A 23,297-nucleotide genomic window follows, 5' to 3' on the forward strand; every position below is an offset into this window, starting at 1 on the left:
GAAAGTGACAGAGAATTACAGGAGAGGAAGGCAGTTTGCTTTCCTCTTTTTTCTCTGTTGACTCTCACGCGGCGTAATGCTTTAGGATAAGAAGCGAAAGGAGGCTGTAAAGATATGAAAACAGTGAAAGAAGTATCAGATCTCACGGGGATCAGTATCCGGACGCTTCGTTATTATGATGAAATCGGTCTGCTGCGTCCCGCCAAGGTCACAGAGGCCGGATATCGTCTTTATGACAGAAGGTCTCTTGAAAAACTGCAGGAGATCATGTTCTGCAGGGAACTGGATCTCCCTCTCGGGGATATAAAAAAGATGCTGGAAGCACCCGGCTATGACAGGAAAAAGCTTCTCGCCGAACAGAAAGAGTGCCTGATCAGAAAAAGGAACCGTCTGAACGGGCTCATTTCTCTTATTACAGATGTGATACAGGGAGAACACGTGCTGAATTTTGAGGCATTCAGCGAAAAAGACAGGGCAGATGTGATCAGCCATATGATAGCGGCAGCGTCAAAAGAGCAGAAAGAATCTTTTGCAGAACAGTATGGCAGTATGGAAGCATTTCGTGAAACAGTAGATGAAAACCTGAAGGATGAGAAAGTGCAGATACAGCTGAATCGATGGTACAGCGGGAAGGATCGTGCATTGAAGGCCAGCCTTGAAGCGTCCGGAAATACAGAAGACTTCATGCCGCAGCAGGAGGAAAATGAGAGGATTTACCGTCAGTTTGCCGATGCAATGCGGTCAGAAGATATGGATGAAGCAGAAGCGGCAGTGGAAAAACTGGCAGTAAACTATAAGAAACTTTTTCATCTTGAAAATGCCCGGGCGCTCCTCCTTGACATGGCGAATGAGTATCTGAAAGGGGAAAAACTTTCAGAAGAGACAGACCGTCAGTACGGAGCGGGGATTTCGGCATTTATTGCGGAGGCGATCCGGCGGTTTTACGGGGAAAACTGCTGATTTAAGAAGAAAAAGAGAGTAAAAAAGGGACAGGGTGAATTCCAGTTTGGGACACACTGAACTTCAATTGGGGACGTAGCAGAATTAAATTTCACTACGTCCCCAATACAGTTAACAGGCGGCTGTTATCCTCCGGCCGCATCACGCAGAATCTGACGTACTCTCCGTCAAGACACTGAAACGACGAGCAGTCCCGGATCATCAGCCCCCTCCGGATGCATTTCTCAAACAGATCCGCCGACGTCATCCCCTTCCGCATAATGCGCACCAGCAGAAAGTTGGCGTACGGGCGGTAGGTCTTGTAATCCGGCGTCTGCAGCACGGTCTGATACATGCGTTCGCGCTCCGGGAGAATGAGATCCCGGGTGCGGCGGATGTAGCTGCTGTCTTTGAGCATCAGCTCCCCCGCGTATGCGCCGATACTGTTTAACGACCAGGGGACCTGTTTTTCACGCATCTCTTTTAAGAACCTGTGATTTCCGGTGATTCCGTAGCCGAGGCGAAGTCCCGGCGCCGCAAAAAACTTGGATACCCCGCGCAGGACCATAAGATTCTCATACTTCCGGGTAAGGGGAACAGCGGTTATCTCACTGATATCCGGAGCGAACTCCACATACGTTTCGTCGATCATGACAAAGATGCCGCGCTTTGCGCAATGATCGAGGATGAGGAGGAGATCGGACTGTTTGACGGCCGACGAGGTCGGATTGTTCGGATTGCACATGATGAGGAAATCGTATCCGCGGTCAAGCGTGCGGCACAGATCGTCCACATCCGGTTCGAAATTCTCCGTTTCCTTAAGGTGATAGTATTCCTGTGTGCTCCCGGAGAAGGAGAGCTCTCTGGAATACTCGGAGTATGTGGGGCCGAGGATAAGCGTCCGCTTTGGGTTCCGGGTCTCGATCAGCAGTGAGATCAGTTCGCTGGAGCCGTTTCCCGGCAGGATAAACTCGGCCGGGATGCCGCAGTATTTAGAAATCGTTTCCCGGAGGGATGTGTATTCCCGGTCCGGGTAGGACGAGAGCAGGTCGAGGCGCGCCGCGATCCCGGACTTCACCTCTTCCGAGAGCCCCAGCGGATTGACGTTGGCGGCAAAGTTTACGATCTCTTCCTTTTTTAAATGGTAGTATTCGCAGATTTTTTCGATATCACTTCCGTGAAATACCGGTTTCGCATTCATCTTTCGGTTTCTCCTTTATGTTCGCACAGCATTCTCATTTTGTCTCAAAAAGAATTCCCAGTGTATTCGGCCCGCAGTGGCAGGAAATGGTACAGCTTGCCTTTGTGATGTGAATCTCTTTGAACTTCATTGTCTCGTCGACTGTCTTTTTCACTGCGTCGATGTACTCCTGAGAAATCCCGGAGTGAGTGATAAAGAGAAGATCCGTATCAATGTCCGCATATTTGGAAAGCTGGTCTTTTACATATTTTACGAGCACTTTGTCCAGGGAACCCCGGTATTTCTTCCCAACGCCCATGCTTCCGTCATGGTTATTTACCTCGATGCATGGCTTGAGCTTCAGCATGTTTGCGCCCAGCGCCGCAAGGGAAGAGCAGCGTCCGCCTGCGTGGAGGAAGGTGAGGGTGTCGAGGACGAAGCTTGCGTGGATGTTGGAAGCGCGTTTGCGAAGCTTTTCCGCGATCGTCTCCGCATCAAGTCCTTCCGCGATCATTTTTCCCGCCGCAACGACGAGAAGTCCGGTGCCTGTGGAGAGGCTGCAGCTGTCCACCACATGAACGTGCCCGAGTTCGGACGCGGCGATACAGCAGTTCTGGTAGGAACTGGAAAGAGCGTGTCCCAGGTTGATGTGGATGACTTCACAGCCGGCCTCCACCCAGGGGCGGAAATGCTCGATGTATTCTTCAACATTTACGGCGGATGTCTTCGGCAGGACTTTGTGGTCGTAATATTCCTGATAGACTTCCTCCGGGGTGATATCTACATTGTCCATATAGTCTTTCTCGTTCAGAATAATGTGGAGCGGAAAATAATGTACGTGATAGCGCTCTTTCAGCTCAGCGTCCAGATCGCATGTGCTGTCGGCGCTTAAAATGATTTTCTGTTCCGGTGACTTGTCTGACATTTTTTCTTTCTCCTTTCACTGGTTTCTTATAGTATTTCCGCACGGACTGATATTACGGTGCCTTAAAAGCTGAAAATTTATCCTGTGCCGCTGATTTTGAAAACAAACACATAAAATAGTTTAGAGCAAATGTATGGAAATGGCAAGTTTACGTGAAAATTTCAGACACTATCGTAACAGTTCAGCCCTGCGGCGACTGTCGGAATATACTGATGCCGGACAAATCTGAACTGCGCAGACTATTGACATTTTAAAAATTTTATACTATATTATTAAAAACTTAACTATTAAGTTTTGAAATACGCCGGAGTATCTGCCGGCGATATTGGAGTATAAAGAGGTGAATCAATATGAAATGTCAATTCTGCGGCAGAGATCATGTGGATCGGGTGTTTTACATAAACTGGATGGGAACCGTCTATCAGGTGCCTGTCTGCGCGGGCTGTCTTGATAAAATGTGGCAGCAGGCGTCAGCGGCGGGAAAGACGGAGGAGTTTAAAAGTTATACAGGCTGGTGGCCGGGAAAGCAGGAGCCGAGAAGGCTTGGCGACCGTGCATTTCCGGAGCTTGCAGTGCCGGGACTTATTAACCGGAGAAAGCTTAAGGCGCTGAAAGCGCGCCTGACCGAGGCGGCCGAGCAGGAGGATTATGAGGAAGCAGCCAGACTCAGGGATGATATTGCGGTGATAGAAAGGGAGGTGTGCGCACATGGAAATTAATCTGAATCTGTTCAGTCAGAGATCGATGAAACTGTTTCAGTCCGCGCTGCGTTTTGTGACCCGTATGAAGCACGGGTTTATCGGAAGTGAGCACCTTCTCTGGGCGCTGTCCCGGGAACGGGGAGAAGCGGGCGCGGCGCTCAGGAGAAACGGACTGGACAAAGAGATCATCGAAGAATACCTGCATCAGTATGATATGGATGCGAAAGCCGACGGAAACTTCCATGCCGTCCAGATATCAGAAGAGGCGGAGCAGGTGCTCCACATTGCGGAGCGGAGAGCGAAAGCCCGCGGGCATAATCATGTTGAACCGGAAGACCTGCTTACGGGGATTCTGGATGCGGGGGAGTGTGCGGCCTCTCAGCTTATGATTTCGCTTGAAGCGGATCCGGAGGAGATACGCCGCTACCTGGGCGGAAACAGTTCGGCCCTTCCCGAAGTGACAGAAGAGCATGATAAAGTCCCCGGAGTGAGCGAATACGGCGCGCCGGAAGACAGCGCAACGGAAGACGGGGAGGCCCTGCCGGGGGCAGAGGGGATTCCTTTCGGAAATGTGTACGGTGATCCGCAGAGCAGAGAGGAGAAAACTGTACACAGAAGCCCCCGGAGCGGAAACGGAAACACGTCCCGGAGAAATGCTCAGAGCAGAGCGGAGAACATGTCCCGGAGAAACGTTCAGGGCAGAAATGAAGACAGCCCGGACGTTTCGGATGATGAGGAACAGGAAATATCTGTCATGGAAAAGTACGGGACAGATATCACGGAAAAGGCCCGCGAGGGAGCCTTTGACCCGGTGATCGGCAGGGAGAATGTGATAGAGCGGATCGTTCAGATTCTCTCCCGCCGGACGAAGAATAATCCGGTTCTGACCGGGGAGCCGGGCGTAGGAAAGACCGCTGTTGTGGAAGGGCTCGCGCAGCGGATTGCGGACGGAAGAATCCCCGCCAATTTAAGGACAAAGCGGATTGTATCACTGGATCTTGTCGGAATGCTCTCCGGGGCAAGATTCCGAGGGGATTTTGAAGAGAGAATGAAAAATTTCCTCGAGGAAGCCGAAGCAGACGGAGATGTGATTCTTTTTATCGACGAGCTTCATATGATTATGGGCGCGGGAGCGGGAGCCAGCGAGACGATGGACGCCGCCAATATCTTGAAGCCCGTGCTTGCCCGGGGCGGCCTTCAGGTGATCGGCGCGACCACGCTGAAAGAGTACCGCAGGCATATTGAGAAAGACGCTGCCTTTGAACGCCGTTTCCAGCCGGTGGACGTGGAAGAGCCGGATCAGGAAGACGCGGTGCGGATTCTGATGGGGCTGAAAGGAAAATACGAAGCATTTCACGGACTTTCCATTTCGGACGAAGCAGTGCGAGCGGCGGTGGAACTTTCGGTACGGTACATACAGGACCGGTTCCTGCCGGACAAGGCGGTTGACCTGATGGATGAAGCCGCGTCGAGAATCAAGACGAGAGGTCTGACGACTCCTCCGTATCTTACGGCACTTGAGGAGGAGATAAGAAGGGTAAGAAAAGAGAAGAAACATGCCGCGGAAATCCAGGAATATGAGCGGGCAGCCGTCCTTCGTGACAGACAGAATGAGCTTGTAAGAGAGCTGGCGGACAAACAGGCGCGCTGGCAGAAAGAACAGTGCAGCCGTGTGGAGGCGGAGGATATTGCGGAAGTAGTGTCTTCCTGGACCGGGATTCCGGTTACCATGCTCACAGAGGATGAGGCAAGAAAACTGCGCTCTCTGGAAGACACACTGCATTCCCGTGTCATCGGGCAGGGCGATGCGGTGGCGGCGGTGGCGCGCGCCATACGAAGAGGGCGCACCGGAGTGGCGGACCCGGAGAGACCAACGGGATCTTTCCTGTTTCTGGGCCCCACCGGAGTCGGAAAAACAGAGCTGTGCCGCGCTATGGCTGAGGCAATGTTCCACGATGAGAATGCCATGATCCGCCTCGACATGTCGGAATATATGGAGCAGTATACCGTGTCGAAACTGGTCGGTTCACCGCCGGGATACGTGGGCTATGAAGAGGGAGGACAGCTGACAGAGCTTGTCCGGAAAAAGCCTTACAGCATCATCCTTTTTGACGAGATCGAGAAGGCCCATCCGGATGTGTGGAACGCCCTGCTTCAGATCCTCGACGACGGGCGGCTTACGGATTCTCAGGGGCGCACCGTGAGCTTCAAAAATACGATTATCGTTATGACGTCCAACATCGGGGCGCGTGAGATTACCGGAAAGAGTTCTCTTGGATTTGCCGTCAGTGACAGGAGCGAGGAAGAGCGCCGGGAAGACAACATCCGCGCGCGCGTTATGGAAGCGGTGAAAATGACGTTCCGCCCGGAGTTTATCAACCGTCTGGATGAGGTGATCGTATTCCATCCGCTTGGAAAGGAAGACGTGCGCAGAATCGCGGATATTCAGGTAAACAGGCTGACAGAGAGAATGGAAAAACAGGGAGTTTATATCCACGTAGACAAGAGTGCGTCCGAGCTTCTTGCGGAGAAAGGCTTCGATCCCGCATACGGCGCAAGGCCGCTTAAGCGGGCCGTTCAGTCCATGCTCCAGAATGCGGTGGCAGACTGTATTCTTGATGAGAAGCCGTTGCCGGAAGACGAACTTGTCGTGACCGCGGACGGCGGGGAAATCCGTGTGTCGGTAGAGAGAAGAAAACACGGCGAGTATGCCGTCTGAAGATAAGAGTAATTTCAAAACAGAAAAACCGTCCGGACTGTGATATGATTTAGAATAATCGGTTCACAGCCTGGGCGGATTTTTGACTATTTATTCCGTGACTCGTACAGGTCATCCAGAACGTCGATGAGCTGTATGAGCTGACGCATATTGTCCTCTCCGAAACTTGTCAGAAGAGCAGTGAGCAGTTCGTCGTATTTCTGCATCGAGTGTTTGGCCGCGGCTTTTCCCTCGGGCGTCGCGCTGATGGAGACTTTGCGACGGTCTTTCGGGTCAATTTCCCGGACAATGTATTTCTTCTTTTCCAGTGTGTTCAGTATGTAGGAAATGGCGGGCTTGGAGATGTTCAGCTTCTTCTGCATCATGGGGACGTCCAGATTCATGCATGGACATTCCCGGCAGCACGTGCCGGCGATGCTGTTTAAGATGACCATCTCGTTCATCTGCATCTCACATTCGGACGACAGGGCGGATTCCAGTTTCCGGAAATGTACGATTGATGTAAAAAACTGTTCTTTCAGCTCACTGTTCATGATTAACTCCTTAATTAATAAATCTTTAATCAATTATACATCAGTGAAAGTGGCATTTCAAGGAAAAGAAGTCAGGATGTGGAAGCTGTACAGAGGCTGCCTGATTCTTATGCAAGCATAAATCAGTCTGCCTCTGCACAGACAAGTGAGGGAAGGCTGTTCGCACTCCTCCCCAGCGCCCACATGCGCAGTCCCTTTTGCACTTTCGGTGATTGGACTGTATGACGGGACTGCTTATGAGTGCGCCGGGTACGAGTTGTCTCTCGTATATGCAGCCGCCCTGGCGATCTTACATGCAAGCATGACGATGCCAGGTCTGCTGCATATACGGAGTGCGAACTGTAACAAATCACCACCCGTTCACCCGCGCCATTCACAAAGCCGCACTGACGTGCTGATCGCGGCTGCGCCGCTACTTTGTTCATGAGAAGGCGCTCCCTTTGCCTGCACAGAGGCTGCCTGATTCTTATGCAAGCATAAATCAGTCCGCCTCTGCACAGACAAGTGAACTGGTGTTAACATATCCTCGGCAGCTGGATGCCGCTTAAGCGGGACAGGATTCGGCGGCCTCCGATGGAGGTGCGCAGGAGGACTTTGCCGGGCATCTCATCTGTGACAGTGCCGATGCGGGATGCGTTTTCTCCTCCGGGGATTTTGTGCAGTGCGTCCAGGATCGGCTCACTTTTTTCCGGGGCGCAGACGATGAGCATCCGTCCTTCGCACGCGCAGTAGAGCGGGTCGAGCCCAAGCAGTCCGCACACAGTCTCAACGGGGGGATCGATGGGGATGTCGGAGCTGTTCAGTTCGATGGAAAACGGCATGCCGTCTGCAAATTCACAGAGAGTGGTTGCAACGCCGCCGCGCGTCGGATCTCTCATGATGCGGATTCCTCCGATACCGAGAGAGGCAGCGGAAAGTCTGTGAAGCGGCATACAGTCTGAGATGAGCGGACTGTTTTCGTTCAGCATCCCAGTTCTGGCGGCCATGACAGCGGCACCGTGGCAGCCTGCGCTTCCGCTTAGCAGAATGTGATCTCCGGGCCGGATCGCTGTTCTCCCGGGAAGATCTGTCATATGAAATCCGATGCCGGAGGTATTGATGTAGATCCCGTCGCCGTGCCCTGCTTCCACCACTTTTGTATCTCCGGTGACGACAGTGATGCCGGCTGTTTCTGCCTCCTCCGCGATGGAGGAGATGATCCGGCGAAGATCAGAGAAGAGAAACCCTTCTTCTATTATGAAGGAAAGGCTTAAGTATTTCGGAACTCCGCCCGCCATACACAGATCATTTACCGTGCCGCAGACGGAGAGCTTTCCGATATCCCCTCCCGGGAATTTCCATGGGGATACTACGAAACTGTCAGTGGAGAAAACCAGTTTTGGCTGACCTTCCACAACCGCTCCGTCGCCGAGCGGGGACAGGGCGGGATTGTCAAAGGCGGGCAGCAGAAGAGAGTCGATCAGCTCTGCGGTTTTCTGGCCTCCGCTTCCGTAGTCGAGTGTAATTCTGTCATTTGTCATAGTGTTTCCTTCTTTCTTTTTCGCAGATATCAAATGCCGGCAAAGTCAATGACGCGGCAGAGCAAATAACGCGGCAGGCGGATGACGCGGCAGAACCTGAACCGATGTCACGAACCGTAGGCAAACGCAGCGGCGCATGCGCCTTCGCCGGACACCATACAGGGTCCGGTCGGACTTCCGGGAGTACATACGGTGCCAAAGAGAGGGCACTGCTCGGGTGAGAGGACACCGCGTATCACCTGGGCACAGCGGCATCCCGGGATCTCGCGGGGCGTTGGAACATGCAGACCGAACTTCGGGACAGCATCCCACGGGGCATATTCCGGGCGGATTTCATAGCCGCTTCCGTTGATGCGGCCAAGTCCTCTCCATTCACAGTCCGCGGGACAGAATACTCTGTCCATGAGAGCGAGCGCGGCCGGATTTCCCTCCGGGCGGACAAGCCTTGTATATTCGTTGACCAGTGAGGGACGTTTTTCCGCGATCATGGAGGCAAGCTTAAGGATGGCGACGAGCAGATCCGCCGGCTCAAAACCGCTCACCACGCCCGGCAGCTCGTAGTCTTCCGGGAGAAATGAGAAACGGTCAGACCCTGTGATGGCGGCCACATGTCCGGGACAGAGAAAACCGTTTACAAGAAAGTCGGGCGCCTCAATGAGCGCGCGGAGAGCGGGCTCTGTCTGTTTTAAAAGGCACAGGACGGAGAAGTTCTTAAGGTCAAGGGCGGCGGCTTCCAGGATGCAGGCCGCGGTGCCCGGTGCGGTAGTCTCGAATCCCACGCCGAGGAAGACAACTTCCAGTTCCGGGTGCGCTTCCGCCAGGCGGATGGCGTCCACCGGAGAGTAGACGGCGGCGACATTTGCGCCGGATGCTTTCTCGGTTATCAGGCTGCGTGGCGCTGATGAGCCGGGGACGCGGAGCAGATCGCCGTAACATGCGATGAGAATCCGGGGATCGCGGGACAGTTCAAGAATCATATCGATAACATTGGCCGGGGTGACGCATACAGGACAGCCGGGGCCGGAGAGCAGCTCCACGGATGGGGGCAGCAGGCTTTTGATGCCGCTTCTGGCGATGGCCATTGTGTGGGTGCCGCATACTTCCATCAGGCGGATCGGCCCTGTCTGATCTGCACAGTGCTCAATCTTTCTTAAGATTTCGGGGACGTCCTGCGGGTTTTTGAAATATTCTTCAGAGAGCATCTTTTAATTCCTCCAGAAGCGCGATGTTTTCCAGGGCTTCTTTTTCTGACATTTTCTGGATGGCGAAGCCGGCGTGAACCATCACGTAATCGCCGGGGAAGGCATCAGGAATGAAGTCGATGCGGACGTTCTGGGTAAGACCGCCCGCTTCACACTCTGCCGAGGTTCCTTCGATTCTGTTGATTTTCATTGGCATTGCCAGACACATGACTGGTCACTCCTTCCTTGTTCTGATTTCCTGCATTCTGATTTCCTGCAATCTGATTTTCTGTGCAATCCCGAGCTGGCCGAGGCTGATGCCTTCGTCGTTTGGGGATACCTGCCGGTGCGTGTATACGGAAAAGCCGTTCTTTTCAAGCAGAGCCGTGATTCCCGACAGGAGAAAACGGTTCTGAAATACGCCGCCCGAGAGAACGACGGGCAGTCGCTTAGGGTTTAGGGTTATACATTGCTCAAGCGCCATACAGCACAGCGTCGCCATAAAGCGAAGCGCAGTTTCTCCGGAATTCTGCTGCCGGTCCATGTCACGTAATATTTCCGTGATGAGGGGGCGGGTGTCGAAGTATCTTACGCCGTTCTCCGTATAAAATGTCACCGGATAGGACAACTCTTTAAGCGAGTCTGCGCCGCCCGGGAGTTCGTCGGCTGTCTCAGCAGGGGATAAAGCTTCGACAAGCGCGGCGCCTTCCCCTTCGTAAGTCACCTCTCTCCGGTTCAGTATCAGTGCGCAGATGCCGTCGAAGAGCCGCCCGATACTGGAGGCGCGTGGACATGTTCCGGAGTCGAGCAGACGGCTGAGCAGGAGACACTCGCTCTCTGGAAGCGGAATTTTCTGCAGCAGATTTTCGCACGGCGCAGCTTCGCACGGTGCAGTCTCCTTTGTTGAAATCTTCTCCGTTAGAACCTCTGCCCGTACAGCGTCTGGAGAACCGGCAGAGAAACCGGTCAGTCCTGCCGCATCCCGGACAAGCGCCAGCGCAATGCGTCCGATCTCTTTGGCGGCCTGGTCTCCGCCCGCCAGACAGATGGGGCGTATGGAGCCGTCCCGGGAAAAGCGCTGAAGATCTCCTGTTAAAAATTCCCCTCCCCAGACCGTGCCGTCGGTTCCGAGGCCTGTTCCGTCCCAGATGATTCCGAAACAGGCGGTATCCACGCCGTTGTCGGTCATGCAGGAGGCCATATGCGCCCAGTGGTGCTGAACGTGCAGGATCGGAAACGCGCTTTCTTTCGCAGCGTGCTCTGCCTCCCGGGTGGAAAGGTAGTCGGGGTGGAGATCGCACACGTACATGGAAGGCCTGATGCGGAACAGCCGTCGGTATGTGTCCAGCGCCTCGCTGTAGTGGGCCAGCGTCTCGGCGTTTTTCAAATCGCCGATATACGGGCTTATGAAAGCGAGCCTGCCCCGGCCGAGCGCGAAGGACGCTTTTTGTTCTGCTCCCATGGCGAAGATCCCGTCTGCGTCAAAGGGAAGCCGGATGGGACTCGGAGTATACCCGCGGCTTTTCCGCAGAAAATAAGTCCGCGCTCCCAACACAGAGACAAGCGAGTCATCGCACCGGTTTTGAATCTTCCGGTTGTGAAAAAGGAAGCCGTCGGCTGTCCGGGAGAGCGCCTGCACCGCCGCCTGATTGCCGGTCAGAACCGGGCAGCCCGGAAGATTGCCGCTTGTCATGACAAGGATATCGGGGCCGCCGAATGTCTGATCAGTCAGAAGGAGGTGAAGCGGTGTGTAGGGGAGCATGACGCCGAGCCGGGGACTGAAACTTAACTCCGGATATGCGTTTTTGTCCTTTTTGGCCAGAAGGACAATGGGGCGTGCGGGGCTTTGCAGGAGCCGCTCCTCTTCTTCGGAAATGCGGCACATTCTCCGCGCCGCTTCGAGGGTGCCGCACATGACGGCGAGAGGCTTTTCGGGGCGGTGCTTTCCGGCGCGCAGCCGTTTTACCGCCTCCGGATTCATGGCGTCGCAGGCCAGATGGATGCCGCCGATTCCCTTTACGGCAAGGATGCCGCCTTTTTTTAATACACCCTGCGCCCGCGCAAAAACATTCTGCTCTCTGACCGCCGCTGAGAACGCTTTCCTTCCGGCGCCTGTACAGAATCCCTGAGCCCCTGCAAGCATACAGGCTTCCGCGGTTCCTGCATCCACATAGAATACCTGCGGCCCGCATTTCGGGCAGCAGTCGGGCTGGGCGTGGTACCTCCGGTCGCGGATATCACTGTACTCGGCGCTGCACTTTTTACACATGGCGAATCCTTTCATGACAGTATTCTTTCTGTCGTAGGGAAGGGACTCAATAATCGTGTATCTGGGCCCGCAGTTCGTACAGTTGATAAAAGGATAGCGGTACCTCCGGTCGGACTTATCCTTAAGCTCTGCCTCGCATTCCGGGCAGATACCGATGTCCGGGGAGATGAGCGTGAAGCCGTCGCTGATGCGGCTTTCGCGGATTGTGAAAGTCTCAAACTGCCGTGCTTTTTCCCGGTCTTCCGGAGGCGGACAGGGGGAGAGTTCCACGTTTTCCACCACAGCGGCGGGAGGAGGCGACAGGCGGATCCGGCGCACAAAGGCATCCAGCGCCTGTCCGGTTCCGGCAAGTTCTCCGTCCAGGCCGGAGGATGTGTTGCGGACCCATCCGCGGATGTTAAGCTCCCCGGCAAGACGGTGGAGAAAGGGGCGGAAGCCTACGCCCTGTACGATCCCCTCCGCGCGGAAGCGGACGTATGTTTCGTTTTTACGTTCTTCCTGTTTAGTGTTCTTTTTGTCAGAACTCAAATTCATACGCAGCTCCTGATTTTCTCCTCAATGAAAGCGGCGAGCGCGTCAACCCCCTGTCCGTCCCGGCTGCTTAAGCAGAAAAGCGGAGCCTCCGGGTTGACGGCCTCATAGTTGGCGCGGACTCTCTGTTCGTCAAAGTCAAAGTACGCGAGCATGTCATACTTGTTCAGCACAAGGCAGTCTGTGTCCGTGAACATGAGCGGATATTTTTCCACCTTGTCATCCCCCTCCGGAATGCTCAGGATGGTAAGCCTTAAGGACTCTCCGATCCGGAATTCGGCGGGGCAGACGAGGTTCCCGATATTTTCCACAAATATGACGTCCAGGTCGTCCAGGGGAAGCTCCGGCAGGATCGCCCGGATGCTCATGGCCTCGATATGGCAGGCGCCGTCCGTGTTAAGCTGCACTGCCGGAATCCCGAGCTTTGCGATTCTTTCAGCGTCCACCTGCCCGGCGATATCTCCTTCGATGACGCCGATCCGGAAGTTTGGTTTCAGCGCTTCGATGAGGGCAGTGATCAGACTTGTCTTTCCCGCGCCCGGGCTTCCCATCACATTGACCATGCAGATGCGGTGAGCGGCCAGCGTATCCTTCACCTCCTGGCTTACATCTTCATTCCAGTCCATCAGCTGATGCAGTACTTTGATCTCCATCGATATCTACCTCCATGCTTTTTATGTAAAATTCTTTTCCCGAGAGGATCTGAAGGCGCAGACTGCCGCAGTGCGGGCATGCAAGCCGGTGCGGTGTGATCTCTCCCTCGCGGCCGCAGTCCCGGCAGCGGACTTTCACGGGAAGAAATTCGGCTTCAATCCGCGCGCCTTCCGCGATCGTTCCCTCCGCGAGCATGTCCAGGTAGACCTGGATGCACTCGGGGACGATGCCGCCCAGGCGGCCGACGCACAGGCGGATAACACGGATCCGCGCCGCGTGCTGCTTTTCGGCGGTTTTCAGGCAGTAGTCGAGAAGGTGTTCTGTGACGGAAAGTTCATGCATTGTCTGTCCTCCTGCTCCGGCGCCGGCGTACAGGAAACTCAAAACCGGCTCTTCATTGGCCGGATTGCCGTCTGTACCCTGGCGCTGTCTGATATACAGAGTACATTCTACCACAATTTTCCGCTTTAAAACTGTTAAAATTCAAATTTTAAGTATTGTAAAAAAAGAAAATCAGGATTATAACAGATAATGGGGTTAAAATTTCAAAAATTTAGAGGAAAGGGACGAAATACTATGACAATGATACCGTTTCTGATAGGAATTCCGGTTGTTTTGGCGGTGCTGTTTCCCTTTGTCCGTGATTCAAAGACAAGAGGGTATCTCGTGTACGCGGGGGCCGGCATTGTGATGACCGCCACGGTGGTATTTATCGTTTCGTGGATCAGCGGAGGGGCGCAGACATGGATGCTCTATCAATCTACAGAGACAGTAGATCATCTGATGACAGCCGGGGACATTTTTCTCATGTGCCTGATCGTGTACATGAGCGTAAAATACAAACGGGTACTGCCTGTTCTTCTCTCTGTGGGACAGACAGCGCTTCTTCTGTACACAGAGTTTACAGTGGAACTGCCGGAGGGGCCGCACATGACGGTGGACTGGATGACGATTCTGATGTGCATCATCATCGCGTTTATCGGCGGTTTTATCTGTATTTACACAGTGGGATATATGAAGGGATATCATGAGCACCACAAAGATGTGAAGGACCGGCAGCCCTTCTTTTTCTCCATGCTGTTTCTGTTCCTGGGAGCAATGTTCGGGCTTGTGTTCTCGCAGAGCCTGATCTGGATGTATTTCTTCTGGGAGATTACGAGTGTGATTTCGTTCCTTATGATCGGATATACGAAGACAGAGGAGGCGGTGAACAACAGCTTCTGCGCCCTGTGGATGAACCTTCTGGGCGGACTTGGATTCGCGGCGGGTATCGCCTGGATGGCATACATGAACGGTACGGTTCAGCTGCTTGATGTACTGAGTGTGGGCGGAGAAGTGCCCCTTCTGTGCCTGGCGCTTGCCGGGCTTACCAAATCGGCGCAGCTTCCGTTTTCCACGTGGCTTCTCGGGGCGATGGTGGCTCCGACTCCGTCCAGCGCGCTGCTTCACAGCGCGACCATGGTGAAAGCGGGCGTTTACCTGCTGATCCGTCTTTCACCGGCATTTGAGGGCAATCTGACGGGGATTATCGTGTCCAGCATCGGCGGACTGACCTTTATTATGGCGAGTATGATGGCGATTGCGCAGAACGACGGAAAGAAAGTGCTGGCCTTCTCCACAGTCTCAAATCTGGGGCTGATCGTAGGATGCGCAGGCATCGGCGTGGAGGAGACGGTCTGGGCGGCCATCTTCCTTATGATTTTCCATTCAGTGAGCAAGTCCATGCTTTTCCAGTCAGTAGGCGCGACAGAGAATACGCTTGGTTCAAGAGATATTGAGGACATGCACGGGCTGATTATCCGGGTGCCGAAGCTTGCTTATATTATGGGAATCGGAATCGCGGGAATGTATCTGGCGCCTTTTGGAATGCTCATCTCCAAGTGGGTCGCTCTGAAAGCCTTTGTGGATTCGGGAAACTTCATTCTCGTGCTCTTTATTGCATATGGAAGTGCTACGACGATGTTTTACTGGACGAAATGGCTGGCTAAGCTTCTCTGCTTCCACATCCCCCGGGAGACGGTGAAGGATGTGACGCGAAAAGACGAGTATGTGTCCATGTTTTTCCACGCGGCGGTCATGCTGCTTCTGTGCCTGCTTCTGCCCTTTGTGGCGATGTGGATCGTCAATCCGATTGTGCGGGAACTGTTCGGAAATTCCACGGATGTGCTCGCCATGAGCGTGCTTGAGACAATGGCGATCATGCTTGTTTCGATCTTTATTGTTCCGGTGGTTATGTTCTTTATCAGCCGGAGATCACACAGAGAGCTTGTGCCGATCTATATGAACGGAATCAACGAGGGAGACAACCGTTACTTTACGAACAGCTACGGGGAGAAAGAGCACCTGTATTTGAGCAACTGGTATCTCCGGTTTGAGTTCGGCAGACGGCACTTAAGGATTCCATCGATCATCGCGGCTGCCGCGGTGCTTGTGCTCGGGTTCTGTCTTGTGATAGGAGGTGCGCTGTGATGAATGTGGGATTTGTGATTGCGTACATTGTGCTTGCTCCCTTCCTCGGAGCGCTGCTGGACGGCATTGACAGGATCATCAGCGCCAGAATGCAGAGAAGAAAAGGGCCGGGGCTGCTCCAGCCGTTCTATGACCTGGGAAAGCTGTTTTCCAAGGAAATGATTGCTGTCAATAATGTGCAGCTTCTTCTGAATATGAGCTATCTTGTGATTCTTGTGATTGCCGGGGCAATGCTTTTTGCGGGAGCGGATCTTCTGATGGTGCTTTTCATTTTAAGCACCGCGGATATGTTTCTTATTATGGCGGCGTCCAGCGATTCCTCGCCCTATGCGAATATGGGGGCAAGCCGGGAGATGCTTCAGATGATGGCCTACGAGCCGCTGACCCTTCTTGTAGCAGTGGGATTTTATCTGACGACGGGATCGTTCCAGGTAGCAGACATTATTCAGGCGGATACAAGCGCGGTGCTCTGGATGCCCGGACTTCTGGTTGGATTTATGTTTACATCGGCGATCAAGTTCAGAAAATCGCCGTTTGATCTGTCAACAAGCCATCATGCCCATCAGGAGATGGTAAAAGGGCTTACGACAGAGATGTCGGGAACGACCCTTGCGGTGATGACGATTGCGGAATATTATGAGACTGTGCTCCTGCTTGGAATTTTCTGCCTGTTTATTGTCAACAGTACGTGGTGGAGCTGGATTGCAGCCATTCTTGCCTGTGCGGTGATTTATTTCCTGGAGATCCTCTGGGACAATGCGTGTGCGAGAGTAAAGTGGAAGACACTGCTCTACAGCTGCTGGATTGTAACTTTAGTGGCGGGCGGGATAAATATTCTGATCCTGATGCTGATCAAATGACTGGAGGCAGATAAAGATGAACAAAGTATCAAAATCACCGTGGCTGCTCCACTACGACGCGAGCAGCTGTAACGGATGCGACATAGAAGTGCTTGACTGCCTGACTCCGAAATACGATATTGAGCGTTTCGGGATTATCAATACGGGCGATCCGTTTCAGGCGGATATTCTGCTGATCACCGGAGGAGTGAACAGTCAGACGGAAAGTGTGGTAAAACAGATATACAGCCAGATGCCGGAGCCGAAAGTTGTCGTCGCGGTGGGTATATGTGCCTGCACAGGCGGCGTTTTCAAAGAGTGCTACAATATCAGGGGCGGGATCGACACCGTGATCCCGGTCGATGTGTATGTGCCCGGATGCGCGGCCCGGCCGGAGTCTATCATCGACGGCGTGGTAAAGGCGCTTGAGATTCTGGATGAGAAACAGGCCGAACATAAAAAGAACGGAGGCGGCGCACATGGCATATCAAAGTGAGATAAAAGAGACCGCGATGGCGGATTTTTTCCCGGCGGTCGTGAAGATGAAGACAGATCAGTGGCGGCTCGTGCAGATCTGCGCGGTCTCGGTGGAGGGAGGATATGAGATGAGCTATTCCTTCTGTAAGGACTATGAGATGGTGACCCTCCGGCTGAATGTGGCTGAAGAGGAAGAGATTGCGAGCATCACGCAGATTTATCCGTGCGCGTTCCTGCAGGAGAACGAGGCGGCTCAGCTTTTCGGCGTGAAGATTGTGAACATACGCCCGGATTACCGCGACCGGCTGTACCGGATCGACGAGACGGCGCCGTTTAAGACAAAGGAGTAGGGATTATGGCAAAGAGAAGTATTGTACCTTTCGGCCCGCAGCATCCTGTCCTGCCGGAGCCGGTTCATCTGGATCTTGTGCTGGAGGATGAGACGGTGGTGGGCGCGGTGCCAAGCATCGGCTACATCCACAGAGGGCTTGAAAAACTTGTGGAAAAAAGAGATTTTAAACAGTATGTATATATCGCGGAGCGTGTGTGCGGCATCTGCAGCTGTGGCCACGGCCTGGGTTACTGTGAGTCCGTGGAGCAGGTTATGGGAATCGAGGTGCCGGACCGGGCCAAGTTCTTAAGAGTCATCTGGATGGAGATGAGCCGTGTACACAGCCATCTTCTCTGGCTCGGGCTTCTGGCAGACGCTATGGGATTTGAAAGCCTTTTCATGGAGAGCTGGAGACTCAGGGAGAAGATCCTTGATATGTTCGACGAGACGACCGGCGGAAGGATCATCCATTCTGTCAACTGCGTAGGCGGAGTCCAGAAAGATATGGACAGCACCATGTTAAACGGTATTCTTGAGGCAGTGAAAGATCTTGAGAAGGAGATGAGGCCGGTTGCGGATACCTTCCTTGAAGACTATACGGTACAGAGCCGTCTGAAGGGAGTCGGTGTATTAAGCCGGGAGAGAGCGATTGAGCTCGGCGCGGTGGGGCCCATGCTGAGGGCAAGCGGCGAGGAGTATGACGCGCGTCTGCTTGGCTACGCGGCCTATCCGAACCTGACGGTGGAGCCGGTTACATCAAAAGACGGCGATTCCTACGCGAGATGCGAGGTCCGGATAAAAGAGCTCTTCCAGTCCTTTGATCTGATCCGGGAAGCCATCGGAAAGATCCCGGAAGGGGACATCAGTGTCCCGGTCAAGGGCAATCCGTCGGGAGAGTTTTTCATGCGGATCGAGCAGCCCAGGGGCGAGGCGGTTTACTATGTGAAGGGAAGCGGGAAGAAATTCCTTGAACGGTTCCGGCTGCGCACCCCCACAACGAGCAATATCCCGCCCATGGTGGAGACATTAAAAGGCTGCCAGCTTGCGGATGTACCGCTTCTGATTCTGACAATCGATCCGTGTGTGAGCTGCACGGAGCGGTAGAGAGGAACACAGGAAGAAGGCACAGGCTGACAGTGTGCGACAAGACAGTGCCGTCTGAAAGAGGGCGGCGGAATGGAGATAGAGCATATGAGCAAGAGGAAAGTTCTGACATTTGCCGGAAGAGCGCTTAAGAATCTGTTTCAGAAGCCGGCGACCACGTCGTATCCTTTCGAGCCCGCCGTATATCCGGAGCGGATGAGGGGACATGTGGAGATTCATATGGAAGACTGTATCTGCTGCGGGCTGTGCATGCGCTCCTGCCCGTCACAGGCAATCCGGGTGGACCGCAGGGCGGGAACATGGACGATCCGGCGGTTTGACTGCGTACAGTGCTCAAGCTGCGTGAACGTGTGTCCGAAGAAATGTCTGACGATGGAGGCCGGATATACCCGGCCGGATACGAGAAAGACGGATGAGACATTTATAAAGCCGGCTCAGCCAGAGGAGGCCCGGGCAGAGGCAGCATCTGTGAAAGCAGAGGAAGCTGAACAAAAGCAGCAGGAAAAGCAGAAGGATTGCATCCCGGAACGGATATGAGGTTGTCCCCGTGGCATACGGAGGATTTCCGAAGGGCGTGAAAGGGTCTCAGGAGAAGATGGAGCAGGTGTTTTACAGCGCCGTTTCCCAGGCGGAGGAGATTCTGGAGACGGGAGACGTGATGAAAGACCTTGAAAATCTGCGGAAGATTATGCGGACGACAGAGGAATATATCAGAAATGAGCTTTGATTTTTATAAAAGGGCGGCCATTGTCTGCCGGGCGATCCCCTGCGGAAAGGCGGCCTCCTACGGACAGATCGCCCTTCTCTGCGGAAAGCCGAAAAATGCCCGTCAGGTGGGGTATGCGCTGAACCGTGGGCGTTTGGGCGACGGGATTCCCGCCCACAGGGTGGTAAACGGAAGGGGATTTTTAAGCGGTGCGGCGTCCTTTGAGACAGACGACATGCAGAGACGGCTTCTGGAGTCGGAGGGCGTGGAAGTGGAGCGGACGAATGACGGATGCCGTGTGGACTTAAAGCGGTTCGGATGGCATAATACGATGGAAGAGGCGATAGAATTCCGGGAGATGTTCGAGCGTCTCGGAATATGAGGACAGATGATGAAGATCAGATGCATTGCCCTCGATCTGGACGGCACGACGCTGAACAGACAGGGAAAGTTAAGTAAGAGAAACAGAGAAGCGCTGGAGCAGGCCGCGGCCGAAGGAATCTGCATCGCGGTTGCCAGCGGACGGTCTTATGATTCGCTTCCGGCAGAAGTCCTTTCTGTGCCGGGGGTGCGCTATGCCATTACGTCGAACGGTGCGGCGGTCTGTGATCTTAAGACAGGCGCGCGTCTGATGCGGCGCAGGATGACGCAAAAGTCGGCGGAAGAGATCCTCGCGCAGACGGCAGAGTACGATGTGCCGTTTGAGGCGTTTGTAGACGGAAAGCCCTACGCCCAGAGGGAGTATGTGGAAGATCCGGTCCGCTTTGGAGCTTCGCCCCGGGCCATTGGCTACATACAGGGGACGAGGGAACCCGTGGAAGATATGAGAGAGTTTATCAGGCAGCATAAGAATGAACTGGACAGCATTGACGTTGTTGCGAAGAGCGAACCGCTTAAAAAGGAACTGTGGATAAAGATCGCGGAAAATGTGAGCGATGTGTATCTCACATCGTCCGTTCCCCAGCTTCTCGAGATCGCCCACAAAGACGCGGGGAAGGAAAATGCGGCGCTGTTTCTTCTGGAGCATCTGGGACTGAAGCGGGAAGAGCTGGCGGCGTTTGGGGACGCCCACAACGATATCGGTCTTTTAAAACTTGCGGGGATCGGGTTTGCGGTGGCAAATGCGTCGCCGGACTGTCGTGCCGCGGCTGACCGGATCGTTTCGTCCAATGAGGAGGACGGAGTGGCAGAAGGAATCTTCCGGATTCTGGAATAATCGGAAAACAGCGGCAGGTCTGCGGAGAAAGCTGATGCGGAAAATGGAGAGTACAGGATGCGAATTATCATATCACCTGCAAAGAAAATGAATACGGATACAGACACACTTGCGCCGGAGGGATTGCCGGTATTTCTGGATAAAACGAAGGAGCTCCTTGAATGGATGCGCCGCCTTACGCCGGGAGAGGCACAGAGTTTATGGAAATGCAATGACAGGATTGCGGAGCAGAATTACCGGAGATTTCAGGAGATGAATCTTACGCGGGGGCTGACCCCGGCGGTGATCTCTTACGAGGGGATTCAGTACCAGTATATGGCGCCCGCTGTGTTCGGAGGCGCGGAGACGGACTATATACGGGGGCATCTTCGGATCCTGTCGGGATTTTACGGTGTGCTGAAACCTTTTGACGGGGTGGCTCCGTACCGGCTGGAGATGCAGGCGAAGGCGTCGGATGAGGGGGATCTGTACCGGTTCTGGGGCGATCTCATTTACCGGGAAGTCACGGACGGAGATCATCTGATTCTGAATCTGGCGTCAAAAGAGTACTCACGCTGCGTGGAGAAATATCTGCAGCCGGAGGATACATATCTGACATGCGTATTCGCCGATCTGGTGGACGGGAAAGTGAAACAGAAAGGTACCTTCGCCAAGATGGCGAGAGGAGAGATGGTGCGGTTCCTGGCGGAGAATCAGGTGGAGGAGCCGGAGGAAATCCGGGGTTTTGACCGTCTCGGATACCGGTTCGAGGAACGCCTGTCGACGGAGAAAGAGTATGTGTTCATCAGGAACGCATCAGAAACGGAAAACAGGAATAGTCTTCAGTAATTCGGAGGGACGGATTTTGGACGCAGAGAGAGATAAAATATTAAACGCAATGGAACAGGTCGGCGGGGTGATCTTCGGCAAAAGCCGCGAGATCCGGGAGATTATGCTGGCGATTCTCGCCAACGGACACGTCCTTCTGGAGGATATCCCGGGCGTGGGGAAGACGACGCTTGCGCTCGCCTTTTCCCGGTCGATGAGCCTGGATTTCCGGAGAATCCAGTTTACTCCGGATGTGCTCCCGTCGGATCTGACGGGATTCTCTGTTTACCGGAGGGAAGAAGAGAAATTCGTATATCAGGAGGGAAATGTCTTCTGCAACCTGCTTCTGGCGGACGAGCTGAACCGTACTTCGCCGAAGACACAGTCTGCTCTTCTGGAGGTAATGGAGGAGAGAAAAGTGACGGTGGAGGGCGTGACCCGGGAAGTGCCGGTTCCCTTCTTTGTTATAGCAACGCAGAATCCGTCCGGAGCAGCCGGCACGCAGCGGCTTCCGGAAGCTCAGGTGGACCGGTTCATGATGTCCCTGTCGATCGGATATCCGGATCGTGAAAGTGAGCTGAACCTGGCAAAGGGGATCGGATATGAGGACAGACTTCACAGTGTCAGACCGGTGCTGGAAAGGAAGGAGCTTCTTGATATCCAGAGAGAAATATGCGAAGTGTATATCAAAGACTCCGTGTACCGGTATATTGTCAGCCTTGTCAGAGCGACAAGAGAGCACAGCCGTCTGCTTCGCGGCGGCAGCCCCAGGGCAACGATCGCCCTTGTGAGACTTTCCCGGGCGGCGGCGTGGCTTAACGGGCGGGATTATGTCACGCCCGGGGATGTGGCGGAACAGTTCCCCTATATTATAAGACACCGCATTTCCCTGAACGGCGGTGCAGAGATGGAAAATGTGACGAAAGAGGACATTATACAGGATATTACAGAGTCAGTGGAGAGGCCGCCTCTGGGAGAAAAGATGCGATGAAGAAAGCGGTATATATCATTGTCATGGCAGCAGCGTGGTATATCGCGGGGATGTACAGGCTGTTTCCGTTCATGGTACTGGCTGTGGCGCAGGTTATGGCGTTCTTTGTGATGCTGATTGTGTCGCGGTATCTGAGGGGCGGAGTCTTTGCTGCGCCCGCGGGCACGGTTGTGGAGGCTGAGAGAGGAGCCGGATGCGGAATTCCGGTTGATGTTGAGAACAGAAGGAAGATATCCGCTGCCAGGTTCACCATCCGCATGAAGGTGAGATACAGAGGAGAGAAGAGGGGAAAAACCGAAAGATTTACCGGGAATATCAGCGCAGAGAGCCGCATCCGGATCCTTGTCCCTGTACACACGCCTCACTGCGGTGTCCTGAAGGCGGAGCCGGAGGAAATGAAAGTGTACGACCCGTTGTCCCTCTTCGGTGCAAAAGGATCGTTTGACGGCGCGGTGGATGTGGTTGTCTTTCCGGTAAAGAGAAGGGCGAATATTGTCTTTGAGGAGCCGTATCCGGGGCTGAGCCGGGGCGGAGAGAATACGGGAAGAGACGGAAAGGCGGCAGAGTACGGAGACGTGAAGTTTCTCAGAGAATACAGAGAGGGAGACTCCAGCAGAGCCATACACTGGAAACAGAGCGCCCGGACAGATACGCTCTGGGTCAGAGAGTATGAGCCGGAACCGGAACGGCACACAGAGCTCAGGCTTGATCCGTGGGGGAAAAAGGATTCCGGAGAGATGATTCCGGACGCGTTCTACGAGATTCTGTACGCACTTTTATGCGGTCTGGCGGAAAACGGAAGCAGTGTGACTGTAAGATGGACAACTCCGGCAGGGAAACCGTCGTCCTATTGGATTTCGGATGATGACAGTGCCAAACGGATGCTCTGCGAACTGTTTGCGGACGACGCCGCCGCCTGGAGGGAAAACCGGGACGGAGAGGAAGCAGAAAATACGGTGTCAGAAGCAAACCGGGCGAAGAAAGAAAAGAGCCGGGCATACAGCAGAAGCCGCGCGAAGAAAGAAAAGAGTCAGGTATACAGCGGGAGCCGGGCGCATACAGGAAACAGCGCCGGGGCGGAGCCGGGGTATATTCTGGACGGGAGTCTGAGGCTGATGCGGGGAAACGAAACGGTGTTTTGTTTCTCGCCGGATCTTTATGAGGAGGAACTGGAGCGGGTTACACTTTATCTGTAGATAACAGCA

At 54.1% G+C, this 23,297-nt stretch carries 24 protein-coding genes; 15 read left to right on the forward strand and 9 right to left on the reverse strand.

All coding sequences use genetic code 11. The features are described from left to right. Positions 1-114 precede the first annotated feature (114 nt). Positions 115-960 (forward strand): MerR family transcriptional regulator, encoded by an 846-nt coding sequence (locus tag LKD70_RS05565; protein ID WP_227707047.1) that lies wholly within the window; start codon positions 115-117, stop codon positions 958-960. Between the two features lie 94 nt (positions 961-1,054). Here the strand turns inward: LKD70_RS05565 and LKD70_RS05570 are convergent, their stop codons facing one another. Next, the gene (locus tag LKD70_RS05570) at positions 1,055-2,140 is read right to left on the reverse strand and encodes a pyridoxal phosphate-dependent aminotransferase (RefSeq protein ID WP_227707048.1); all 1,086 of its coding nucleotides are present in this window, start codon (positions 2,138-2,140) and stop codon (positions 1,055-1,057) included. A gap of 34 nt (positions 2,141-2,174) precedes the next feature. Further along, a complete protein-coding gene (locus tag LKD70_RS05575; RefSeq protein ID WP_227707049.1) occupies positions 2,175-3,044 on the reverse strand; it encodes a DegV family protein in 870 nt (289 codons plus the stop codon). A 350-nt stretch (positions 3,045-3,394) separates the two neighbouring features. On the opposite strand from LKD70_RS05575, the gene LKD70_RS05580 reads away from it, so the two are divergent. Further along, entirely contained in the window at positions 3,395-3,763 is a 369-nt protein-coding gene (locus LKD70_RS05580; RefSeq protein WP_227707050.1) for a UvrB/UvrC motif-containing protein, read from the forward strand. After that, the gene (locus LKD70_RS05585) at positions 3,753-6,464 is read left to right on the forward strand and encodes an ATP-dependent Clp protease ATP-binding subunit (RefSeq protein WP_227707051.1); all 2,712 of its coding nucleotides are present in this window, start codon (positions 3,753-3,755) and stop codon (positions 6,462-6,464) included. Before LKD70_RS05580 ends, LKD70_RS05585 begins: the two co-directional genes overlap by 11 nt. Before the next feature lie 86 nt (positions 6,465-6,550). On the opposite strand, the gene LKD70_RS05590 is transcribed toward LKD70_RS05585, so the two are convergent. The 7 genes from LKD70_RS05590 to hypA form a co-directional block, all read right to left on the reverse strand. Next, complete coding sequence (locus LKD70_RS05590) at positions 6,551-6,997, reverse strand: MarR family winged helix-turn-helix transcriptional regulator (protein ID WP_227707052.1); 447 nt, start codon at positions 6,995-6,997, stop codon at positions 6,551-6,553. A gap of 515 nt (positions 6,998-7,512) precedes the next feature. Further along, the gene (hypE, locus tag LKD70_RS05595) at positions 7,513-8,517 is read right to left on the reverse strand and encodes a hydrogenase expression/formation protein HypE (RefSeq protein WP_227707053.1); all 1,005 of its coding nucleotides are present in this window, start codon (positions 8,515-8,517) and stop codon (positions 7,513-7,515) included. Between the two features lie 107 nt (positions 8,518-8,624). Then, a complete protein-coding gene (hypD, locus tag LKD70_RS05600) occupies positions 8,625-9,719 on the reverse strand; it encodes a hydrogenase formation protein HypD (RefSeq protein WP_227707054.1) in 1,095 nt (364 codons plus the stop codon). After that, the gene (locus tag LKD70_RS05605; RefSeq protein WP_227707055.1) at positions 9,709-9,927 is read right to left on the reverse strand and encodes a HypC/HybG/HupF family hydrogenase formation chaperone; all 219 of its coding nucleotides are present in this window, start codon (positions 9,925-9,927) and stop codon (positions 9,709-9,711) included. Before LKD70_RS05605 ends, hypD begins: the two co-directional genes overlap by 11 nt. Positions 9,928-9,933: 6 nt before the next feature. After that, positions 9,934-12,501, reverse strand: coding sequence for a carbamoyltransferase HypF (gene hypF, locus LKD70_RS05610; protein ID WP_227707056.1), 2,568 nt, complete (start codon positions 12,499-12,501; stop codon positions 9,934-9,936). Beyond that, complete coding sequence (hypB, locus tag LKD70_RS05615; RefSeq protein WP_227707057.1) at positions 12,498-13,151, reverse strand: hydrogenase nickel incorporation protein HypB; 654 nt, start codon at positions 13,149-13,151, stop codon at positions 12,498-12,500. The genes hypF and hypB overlap by 4 nt, the downstream gene beginning before the upstream one ends. Further along, a complete protein-coding gene (hypA, locus tag LKD70_RS05620; protein ID WP_227707058.1) occupies positions 13,111-13,608 on the reverse strand; it encodes a hydrogenase maturation nickel metallochaperone HypA in 498 nt (165 codons plus the stop codon). The genes hypB and hypA overlap by 41 nt, the downstream gene beginning before the upstream one ends. Positions 13,609-13,728: 120 nt before the next feature. Here hypA and LKD70_RS05625 point away from each other — a divergent pair, with 120 nt between their 5' ends. From LKD70_RS05625 to LKD70_RS05680, 12 genes are all read left to right on the forward strand, one after another. Beyond that, entirely contained in the window at positions 13,729-15,621 is a 1,893-nt protein-coding gene (locus LKD70_RS05625; protein ID WP_227707059.1) for an NADH-quinone oxidoreductase subunit 5 family protein, read from the forward strand. Then, a complete protein-coding gene (locus LKD70_RS05630) occupies positions 15,621-16,481 on the forward strand; it encodes a respiratory chain complex I subunit 1 family protein (RefSeq protein WP_227707060.1) in 861 nt (286 codons plus the stop codon). The genes LKD70_RS05625 and LKD70_RS05630 overlap by 1 nt, the downstream gene beginning before the upstream one ends. Positions 16,482-16,497: 16 nt before the next feature. Beyond that, positions 16,498-16,956, forward strand: a complete 459-nt coding sequence (locus LKD70_RS05635; protein ID WP_227707061.1) for an NADH-quinone oxidoreductase subunit B family protein — start codon at positions 16,498-16,500, stop codon at positions 16,954-16,956. Beyond that, the gene (locus tag LKD70_RS05640) at positions 16,940-17,287 is read left to right on the forward strand and encodes an NADH-quinone oxidoreductase subunit C (RefSeq protein ID WP_227707062.1); all 348 of its coding nucleotides are present in this window, start codon (positions 16,940-16,942) and stop codon (positions 17,285-17,287) included. The genes LKD70_RS05635 and LKD70_RS05640 overlap by 17 nt, the downstream gene beginning before the upstream one ends. Positions 17,288-17,292: 5 nt before the next feature. Continuing rightward, positions 17,293-18,372 carry a hydrogenase large subunit gene (locus LKD70_RS05645; protein ID WP_227707063.1) on the forward strand — a complete coding sequence of 360 codons (1,080 nt, stop codon included), beginning with the start codon at positions 17,293-17,295 and terminating at the stop codon, positions 18,370-18,372. A gap of 72 nt (positions 18,373-18,444) precedes the next feature. Beyond that, the gene (locus tag LKD70_RS05650) at positions 18,445-18,909 is read left to right on the forward strand and encodes a 4Fe-4S dicluster domain-containing protein (protein ID WP_227707064.1); all 465 of its coding nucleotides are present in this window, start codon (positions 18,445-18,447) and stop codon (positions 18,907-18,909) included. A 10-nt stretch (positions 18,910-18,919) separates the two neighbouring features. Continuing rightward, entirely contained in the window at positions 18,920-19,099 is a 180-nt protein-coding gene (locus LKD70_RS05655; protein WP_227707065.1) for a hypothetical protein, read from the forward strand. After that, complete coding sequence (locus LKD70_RS05660) at positions 19,089-19,460, forward strand: MGMT family protein (RefSeq protein ID WP_227707066.1); 372 nt, start codon at positions 19,089-19,091, stop codon at positions 19,458-19,460. Before LKD70_RS05655 ends, LKD70_RS05660 begins: the two co-directional genes overlap by 11 nt. A gap of 6 nt (positions 19,461-19,466) precedes the next feature. Then, the gene (locus tag LKD70_RS05665; protein ID WP_227707067.1) at positions 19,467-20,294 is read left to right on the forward strand and encodes a Cof-type HAD-IIB family hydrolase; all 828 of its coding nucleotides are present in this window, start codon (positions 19,467-19,469) and stop codon (positions 20,292-20,294) included. Positions 20,295-20,351: 57 nt separating this feature from the next. Beyond that, positions 20,352-21,122, forward strand: coding sequence for a peroxide stress protein YaaA (gene yaaA / locus LKD70_RS05670; RefSeq protein ID WP_227707068.1), 771 nt, complete (start codon positions 20,352-20,354; stop codon positions 21,120-21,122). 16 nt (positions 21,123-21,138) lie between these two features. Further along, positions 21,139-22,092 carry an AAA family ATPase gene (locus LKD70_RS05675; protein ID WP_320442585.1) on the forward strand — a complete coding sequence of 318 codons (954 nt, stop codon included), beginning with the start codon at positions 21,139-21,141 and terminating at the stop codon, positions 22,090-22,092. Beyond that, the gene (locus tag LKD70_RS05680) at positions 22,089-23,288 is read left to right on the forward strand and encodes a DUF58 domain-containing protein (RefSeq protein ID WP_227707069.1); all 1,200 of its coding nucleotides are present in this window, start codon (positions 22,089-22,091) and stop codon (positions 23,286-23,288) included. The genes LKD70_RS05675 and LKD70_RS05680 overlap by 4 nt, the downstream gene beginning before the upstream one ends. The last annotated feature ends 9 nt before the right edge of the window (positions 23,289-23,297 follow it).

The organism is Ruminococcus turbiniformis, assembly GCF_020687545.1.
Lineage (GTDB): Bacteria > Bacillota > Clostridia > Lachnospirales > Lachnospiraceae > Mediterraneibacter > Mediterraneibacter turbiniformis.

Excerpts from the sequence above, each read along its gene's own strand:
- LKD70_RS05565 (WP_227707047.1), top strand. The coding sequence starts at position 115 with ATGAAAACAGTGAAAGAAGTATCAGATCTCACGGGGATCAGTATCCGG.
- LKD70_RS05570 (WP_227707048.1), bottom strand. The coding sequence starts at position 2,140 with ATGAATGCGAAACCGGTATTTCACGGAAGTGATATCGAAAAAATCTGC.
- LKD70_RS05575 (WP_227707049.1), bottom strand. The coding sequence starts at position 3,044 with ATGTCAGACAAGTCACCGGAACAGAAAATCATTTTAAGCGCCGACAGC.
- LKD70_RS05580 (WP_227707050.1), top strand. The coding sequence starts at position 3,395 with ATGAAATGTCAATTCTGCGGCAGAGATCATGTGGATCGGGTGTTTTAC.
- LKD70_RS05585 (WP_227707051.1), top strand. The coding sequence starts at position 3,753 with ATGGAAATTAATCTGAATCTGTTCAGTCAGAGATCGATGAAACTGTTT.
- LKD70_RS05590 (WP_227707052.1), bottom strand. The coding sequence starts at position 6,997 with ATGAACAGTGAGCTGAAAGAACAGTTTTTTACATCAATCGTACATTTC.
- hypE (WP_227707053.1), bottom strand. The coding sequence starts at position 8,517 with ATGACAAATGACAGAATTACACTCGACTACGGAAGCGGAGGCCAGAAA.
- hypD (WP_227707054.1), bottom strand. The coding sequence starts at position 9,719 with ATGCTCTCTGAAGAATATTTCAAAAACCCGCAGGACGTCCCCGAAATC.
- LKD70_RS05605 (WP_227707055.1), bottom strand. The coding sequence starts at position 9,927 with ATGTGTCTGGCAATGCCAATGAAAATCAACAGAATCGAAGGAACCTCG.
- hypF (WP_227707056.1), bottom strand. The coding sequence starts at position 12,501 with ATGAATTTGAGTTCTGACAAAAAGAACACTAAACAGGAAGAACGTAAA.
- hypB (WP_227707057.1), bottom strand. The coding sequence starts at position 13,151 with ATGGAGATCAAAGTACTGCATCAGCTGATGGACTGGAATGAAGATGTA.
- LKD70_RS05625 (WP_227707059.1), top strand. The coding sequence starts at position 13,729 with ATGACAATGATACCGTTTCTGATAGGAATTCCGGTTGTTTTGGCGGTG.
- LKD70_RS05630 (WP_227707060.1), top strand. The coding sequence starts at position 15,621 with ATGAATGTGGGATTTGTGATTGCGTACATTGTGCTTGCTCCCTTCCTC.
- LKD70_RS05635 (WP_227707061.1), top strand. The coding sequence starts at position 16,498 with ATGAACAAAGTATCAAAATCACCGTGGCTGCTCCACTACGACGCGAGC.
- LKD70_RS05640 (WP_227707062.1), top strand. The coding sequence starts at position 16,940 with ATGGCATATCAAAGTGAGATAAAAGAGACCGCGATGGCGGATTTTTTC.
- LKD70_RS05645 (WP_227707063.1), top strand. The coding sequence starts at position 17,293 with ATGGCAAAGAGAAGTATTGTACCTTTCGGCCCGCAGCATCCTGTCCTG.
- LKD70_RS05650 (WP_227707064.1), top strand. The coding sequence starts at position 18,445 with ATGGAGATAGAGCATATGAGCAAGAGGAAAGTTCTGACATTTGCCGGA.
- LKD70_RS05660 (WP_227707066.1), top strand. The coding sequence starts at position 19,089 with ATGAGCTTTGATTTTTATAAAAGGGCGGCCATTGTCTGCCGGGCGATC.
- LKD70_RS05665 (WP_227707067.1), top strand. The coding sequence starts at position 19,467 with ATGATGAAGATCAGATGCATTGCCCTCGATCTGGACGGCACGACGCTG.
- yaaA (WP_227707068.1), top strand. The coding sequence starts at position 20,352 with ATGCGAATTATCATATCACCTGCAAAGAAAATGAATACGGATACAGAC.
- LKD70_RS05680 (WP_227707069.1), top strand. The coding sequence starts at position 22,089 with ATGAAGAAAGCGGTATATATCATTGTCATGGCAGCAGCGTGGTATATC.